Annotated in this window: 7 protein-coding genes; all 7 read left to right on the top strand. The window is 72.8% G+C overall.

Translation table 11 applies throughout. The features are described from left to right. Positions 1-72: 72 nt before the first annotated feature. Positions 73-549 carry a hypothetical protein gene (locus tag C1I97_RS29390; protein WP_111006146.1) on the top strand — a complete coding sequence of 159 codons (477 nt, stop codon included), beginning with the start codon at positions 73-75 and terminating at the stop codon, positions 547-549. Between the two features lie 65 nt (positions 550-614). Beyond that, complete coding sequence (locus C1I97_RS29385) at positions 615-1754, top strand: MFS transporter (protein WP_111006148.1); 1140 nt, start codon at positions 615-617, stop codon at positions 1752-1754. Positions 1755-1783: 29 nt separating this feature from the next. Further along, positions 1784-2098, top strand: coding sequence for a hypothetical protein (locus tag C1I97_RS29380; RefSeq protein ID WP_111006145.1), 315 nt, complete (start codon positions 1784-1786; stop codon positions 2096-2098). Positions 2099-2190: 92 nt separating this feature from the next. Then, positions 2191-3417, top strand: a complete 1227-nt coding sequence (locus C1I97_RS29375; protein WP_111006147.1) for an ATP-grasp domain-containing protein — start codon at positions 2191-2193, stop codon at positions 3415-3417. Further along, positions 3414-4565 (top strand): MFS transporter, encoded by a 1152-nt coding sequence (locus C1I97_RS29370; protein WP_111006144.1) that lies wholly within the window; start codon positions 3414-3416, stop codon positions 4563-4565. The genes C1I97_RS29375 and C1I97_RS29370 overlap by 4 nt, the downstream gene beginning before the upstream one ends. Continuing rightward, complete coding sequence (locus C1I97_RS29365) at positions 4562-5191, top strand: HAD family hydrolase (protein WP_111006143.1); 630 nt, start codon at positions 4562-4564, stop codon at positions 5189-5191. Before C1I97_RS29370 ends, C1I97_RS29365 begins: the two co-directional genes overlap by 4 nt. Before the next feature lie 30 nt (positions 5192-5221). Beyond that, positions 5222-5957, top strand: a 736-nt coding sequence (locus tag C1I97_RS29360; protein WP_111006142.1) for a DUF317 domain-containing protein, incomplete at its 3' end; no start/stop codon positions are given.

Genomic DNA, 5957 nt, shown 5'->3' with positions numbered 1-5957 from the left:
GCCCAGCGAGCTGTTCTCCCACGCCGCCTCGGCCAGGGTGAAGGCCGCCCTGCCGACCGGGGGAGTCCGCCGATGATCCCCGCTCTCTCCCATCAGCAGCTCCGCGATACGTGCACGGCGCTGTCCTCCGCCGGCCTGATCCGCCTGGTCAGCGAGATCGACGACCACGGAGCGATACCGGTGTGCGGCCTGGAACGCGCTCTTGCGGACCTTTCCACCCACCAGATTCGCCAGGCCATCGAGCAGGCAGATGCCCTCGGACTGCTCACCCGCACCTCCGGCAGCGTGGGCCTGTCGGCAGCCGGCCGGGACCTCGCCGACGTGTACGACGCGACCGCGCGGTGGGCCCGGCGGCATAACTACCCCGCTCCGCTGTGCCACTTCGCCGGACGGATCCAGCACACCTTCGCCCTCCTGGTCACGCCGGCAACCGACACGCGGGATTCCGATGGCGAGCACGATGCCGAACTCGGTCGCGTCCAGCGGCTGTTGGCCGAGTGGGTCCACACCCATCAGCGAAACTGCAACACCTGTGGCGTCGCCGCGTGACATCTGCCCCCAGTCTCCTGCGCAGGATCTATTTGCCGCGCAGTGCCGACGGCGCCGCCTTCGCGATGGCCACCTACGGCATCCCCCTCCTCGTCCTTGCTACTACCGGGTCGGCCGCGCTGACCGGCCTCGCCTTCGCACTGGAATGGATTCCGCGCATCGCGGCCTTCACCGTGGCCGGCACCATCGTGGACCGCCACGGCACGGCCCGCGTCTTCCGGGCAGCCTGCCTCGCGCGGGCCCTGGCCGTGCTCGCCGCCGCCGGAGTCCTGACCGTGCTCGATGCCGGGTCGCCGGCGGTGACCGCCACGGTCATGCTGCTGGCCGCGTCCACCGGCATCCTCACCGAGTTCAGCTACGTGGCCGCCGAGACCGCTGGCGGCGCCGCGAGCCGGAGCGCGGGCGCTCAGGCCCACCGGGTGCAGTCCGTGCTGCTGGGCATCGACCAGACCGCCATGCTCGCCGGACCGCTGGTCGCCGGCCTGCTGCTGGAGCACGGCGGGCCGACCGCCATGCTCGGCACGCTCGCGGCCTTCTCCCTGCTCGCCGCCGCCCTCGGCTCCGGGGAACGGAACACGCCGACGAGCGCGGCGTTGGCCAAGGGAGGGCTGCGGACGGGATGGGCGACACTGCGCTCGCTGCCTGCCCTGGCCTGGCTGGTCGGCGGCCTCGTGGTCTCCAACACGGTCATCGCCGTCCTGCAGGCGGCCATGCCGGTGATCGTGGTCACCGAGCTGCGGCGCTCCAGTGCGGACGCCGGACTCATCTGGTCCGCCGCCGCCGTCGCCTCCCTGATCGCCATCACCGCCGCTCGACGGGCGATCGACCGCTGGGGCCTGTGGCCGGTCGGCGCCGCAGCCGCCGTTCTCGCTGCCGGAGCGACCCTCGCCGTCTCCCAGGCCGATGCCTACCACAGCTACCTGCTGTTGATCGCCGTCCTGATGGCCGGCGAAGGCGGCCTCACCGTCGTCCTGCGCACCGTGCGCTCCCACCTGATCCCAGCCGACGTCTTCGGCAGCACCCTCAGCCTGACGATCCTGCTGCTCCTGCTGCCGTTCCCCGCCGCCGGACTGCTCGTCGCTGTCCTGCCATCCGCGCAGCTTGGGCACGCCGTCACCGCTGCCGCGCTGCTCCAAGCCGCCGGGCTGGCGACCGCCTTCATCCGGCTGCGCACTCTGCCTGCCCTGCCGACACCAGCGCCCTGACCCCCTGCACGAGAGGAGCCCCGCGCCTCATGTCCACCATCGGCCAGGACGGACTGCCCGGTCTTCGCCTCCCCCAGGGGCCGACCATCACCGAGCAGTTCCACGCCTTCGACTCCCAACACCCATGGGTCTGCCGGGCTCTGGAACAGCTCGTCGAGCAGCGGCTCGCCGCAGGCGCGAAGCGCGTCGGGATGAAAGCCCTGTTCGAGGCCCTGCGCTGGCGCCCCCCGCATGGAGTCAAGGGCCTCAACAACAACTACACGGCCCTGTACGCACGCAGGCTGCTCGCCGCCCACCCCGAGTGGGCCTCCGCCATCGAGGTCCGCCGCCGGCGCAGCCCATGAACGGCCGCACGCAGACACCCTCCGCCCCTGAATCCTCAAGGAGCCTGTTCTTGTCCGACCGTCCCGTCGTTCTGGTCGTCGCTGCCGCCGACATGGAAGCCGAAGGCTACCGGGGCTACTGCCTCGAAAGCGTCGCTGCCGACTACGACGTCGTCCTCATCACCGGCGAGGAGCCGTCGTGGGAGGTCCCGTACATCCGGGACTGCATCGTTGTGCCCGACCCGACTGACCAGGCGGCACTGTCGGCCGCAGGCCGGTTCCTGGCCGAACGCCACGATGTCGCCGGGGTGGTCACGTGGACCGAGTGGTACCTCGTCCCCGTCGCCCGCCTCGCACGCCAGCTCGGCCTGCCGACCACCGCCCCGGAGGTGATGCAGGCATGCCGCAACAAGGCGACCGCGAGGAGCCTGTTCGCCCGCCACGGTGTCCCGTCGGCCGCATCGGTGAGCGTCCGCACTCTCCATGAGGCGCAGGCCGCGGCCGAGCGGATCGGCTACCCGGTCGTCCTGAAGCCGGCCGCCCACGCGGCCAGCATCGGCGTGATCCGCGCCGACACCCCCGACCAGCTCACCACCGCCTACCCGTTCGCCGACCGGGCCGCCGGCCTGGGCCTGGAGAGCACCGACGTGCTGGTCGAGGAGTACCTCGAGGGACCCGAGGTCTCGGCCGAGTGCGTCACCTATCGCGGCGAGACCACCGTCGTCGCCGTCACCCGCAAGACCGTCAGCACCCCGCCGTACTTCGAGGAACTGGCGCACTCCGTCGATGCCGCAGACCCGCTCCTCGCCCAGGTCGCACCCGTCGCGCGGGCCGCGATCCGTGCCCTGGGGATCACCGACGGCGTCAGCCACGTCGAGATGCGCCTCGTCGGCGGACGGCCCCGGCTCGTCGAGGTCAACGGCCGGCTGGCCGGGGACATGATCGGCCACCTGGTCCGCCTCGCCACCGGCATCGACCTGCCGCGCGCCGCAGCCGACATCGCCTGCGACCGCGCCCCCGACCTCACCCCGACCAGGTCCTCCGCCGCCGCGATCCGCCTGATCTACCCCGACACCTCGGGCACCCTCACCCGCCTCCGCCTCGACGGGCCCCGCCCGCGGTGGCTGGAGCGCGTCCACTTCCAGCACCACCTGGGCGACGAGCTGGTCCTGCCCGGCGACGGCGGCGACATGTTCACCGCACGCATCGGCTACGTGATCACCACAGCGCCCACGGCAGACCTCGCCCAGTCCCGCGCAGAACAGGCCCTTCGCTCCCTCGGCATCCAGATCTCTCCCCGCGCCGCGGGCGAGACCTCCCGCAGCGGCCCGAACGCATGAACCGGGCCACCGACTCCGTCCGCCGCAGCCGCGGCCTGCTGACCGGCTACTTCCTCGGCCTCGGGATGATCATGGCCGTCTGGGGCGCCCGCATGCCGGCCGTTCAGCAGGCTGCCCACCTGAGCACCGCGCGACTGTCCCTGGTCCTGCTGGCCGCCGCCCTCGGCATGGTGGCAGGGCTGCAGGCCGGAGGCCGACTCGCCCGCCCCGAGCGCCTGCCCGCACTGCTCACCTGCGGCGCAGCCAGCCTCGCCGGCTGCCTCGCCCTTCTCGGCCGCTGCGACGACCTCCCCTCGCTGCTTGTGGCCGCTCTCGCCTTCGGGCTCGCCCATGGCGTGCTGGACGTCGCCGCCAACTCCGCGGCGGTGCGCTGCCAGAACGCCTACGGCAGGCCCATCATGTCGTCCCTGCACGCCGCCTACTCCCTCGGCGCCCTCGGCGGTGCCGCCCTGGCCGCGGTCACCGCCCACACCGCGCACCGCACCCTCTTCCTGACGACCGGCCTGGTCCTGGCCGGCGCCGCGCTGGCCGCCACCCCGGCAACCCGGACGCTGACAGGCACCGACCGGCCACCGGCCACCACGGAACAGGACGAGACCGGAGTGTCGCTGCCGTCCGCCAAGCTGTGGCTGCTGGGGGCGCTGGCTGCCGCCACCCTGCTGGGCGAGGGCGCAGCCGCCGACTGGGCGGCCGTCCATCTGCACAGCCTGGACGCATCCGCCGCCGTGAGCGCCGCCGCCTTCGCCCTCTACAGCGCGGCCATGGCCACCGGGCGACTGACCGGCGACCGGCTCACCGCCGCCCTCGGACCCGCTGCCGTGGTGCGGGCCGGCGCCGTCCTCGCGGCGGCCGGGCTCACCACCGGCGTCCTCGCCTCCACCACCTCCGTGGCCCTGGCCGGCTGGGCCCTCTTCGGACTCGGCCTGTCCACCACCGTTCCCTGCCTGATCAGCGCCGCCGGCGTCGGCGGCCCGGGCGCCGTCGCCACGGTCGCCGTCACCGGCTACCTGGGCCTGCTCGCCGGACCCGCCCTCATCGGCGCCATCGCCAGCATCACCACCCTGCCCACGGCACTGCTGCTGCCCGCCCTGCTCGCAGCCACCGTCGCCGCCCTCGCCCACCGAGCCCTGGAGAAACCCACCCCGTGAGACCGAACACCGCCACCCTCGACGCCGTCATCCTCGACTACAACGGCGTCATCGGCCTCCAGCCCACCGGCAGCCAGTGGCTCCGCCTCGCGCGCACCGCATCCTGGCCCGAGGACGACCTCACCGGCTTCCAGCGCGCCTTTTGGAGCGCACGCGAGCCCTACGACGCCGGTCAGCTCAGCGACCTGGCGTACTGGACCAAGGTCCTCGGCGCCCACCCCGGCCCCCGCCTGCTGCGCGAACTGCGCGCTGCGGACACCGACATGTGGACCACCACCGACGACCGCGTCCTGGACGTCCTGCACCGCGCCCATCAGGCGGGGCTGCCGATGGTGCTCTTGTCCAACGCACCGCACCACCTCAGCGACGTCCTCGACACCACCGACTGGTGCCGCCACCTGATCACCCATGCCCTCTACTCGGCCCGGCTGGAGACCTGCAAGCCCGCCCCGGACGCCTACCGGCACGCCCTGGCCGCAACCGGCGCCAGCGACCCCCGCCGCGTGCTGTTCATCGACGACCGCGCCGACAACTGCCACGCCGCCCGGAGCCTGGGACTGCGCGCCCTGCACTACACCGGCCGGCCCGAGGCCCTCGAAACGGCCCTCCTGCACACCACCGGCTGACCCATCCCCGTTCACCCTCTCAGGAGCCGCGTGTCACCCCACGACGACCTTCACACCATCGACGGGGACGTCCAGGTCTCCCCGCGCTACCTCGCCCGCGCCACCGCGATCGGCGACCCCGGCCTCGCCCCGCTCCGCGACCTCGGCTGGGAACTGGCAAACGACGACCTCGGCAACGCCTACCTGAACGCCCCCGACCGCAAGGTCCGCCTCGGCTACCTCCCGGAAGGAGAGGACGACGGCCTGTGGCGCATCAACGCCTACAAGGACCCGTTCGGACCGCCGGCCTGGGGCGTCTGCTTCAACGACTCCTGTCCGACGGAATTCGTCACCGCCTTCACCACCGCGCTCGCCGAGGCGTACGAGCAGGGCCCCGACGCCTACCTCGCCGCCCCCGACCCCAGGAGCAAGGACCGAGACCCGTTCCTCGCGGTCGTACCGCTCCTCAACCGCGGCTGGCAGATCGACCGCCCCCGCTGGGGAGTGTTCGCCGTCCAGTCCGCCGACGGGCTCGCCGGGCTGGAGTACACCACCGGCGACCTCGACCCGGAAGCCGAGCTGACCACCCGCGACGCCCGCTGGCAGCTGTGGGCCGACACCTCCATGAGCCGCCCCGCCTGGTACGCCACCGCCAGCACCGACACCCCCGTCGCCCTCGTCCGGGCCATCACCGAGTGCGTCTCCGACCCTGCACCGCTGCCCCGGTGGAGAGAGGACACCTACAGCTACGTCGAGGGCATGACCCGTCTCACACCAGTCCTTCCAC

It is taken from the genome of Streptomyces sp. NTH33 (assembly GCF_003236365.1).
GTDB lineage: Bacteria > Actinomycetota > Actinomycetes > Streptomycetales > Streptomycetaceae > Streptomyces.
Note: the sequence above shows the minus strand (reverse complement) of the source record. Positions and strands in the feature narration are given on the sequence as shown.

Excerpts from the sequence above, each read along its gene's own strand:
- C1I97_RS29390 (WP_111006146.1), top strand. The coding sequence starts at position 73 with ATGATCCCCGCTCTCTCCCATCAGCAGCTCCGCGATACGTGCACGGCG.
- C1I97_RS29385 (WP_111006148.1), top strand. The coding sequence starts at position 615 with ATGGCCACCTACGGCATCCCCCTCCTCGTCCTTGCTACTACCGGGTCG.
- C1I97_RS29380 (WP_111006145.1), top strand. The coding sequence starts at position 1,784 with ATGTCCACCATCGGCCAGGACGGACTGCCCGGTCTTCGCCTCCCCCAG.
- C1I97_RS29375 (WP_111006147.1), top strand. The coding sequence starts at position 2,191 with ATGGAAGCCGAAGGCTACCGGGGCTACTGCCTCGAAAGCGTCGCTGCC.
- C1I97_RS29370 (WP_111006144.1), top strand. The coding sequence starts at position 3,414 with ATGAACCGGGCCACCGACTCCGTCCGCCGCAGCCGCGGCCTGCTGACC.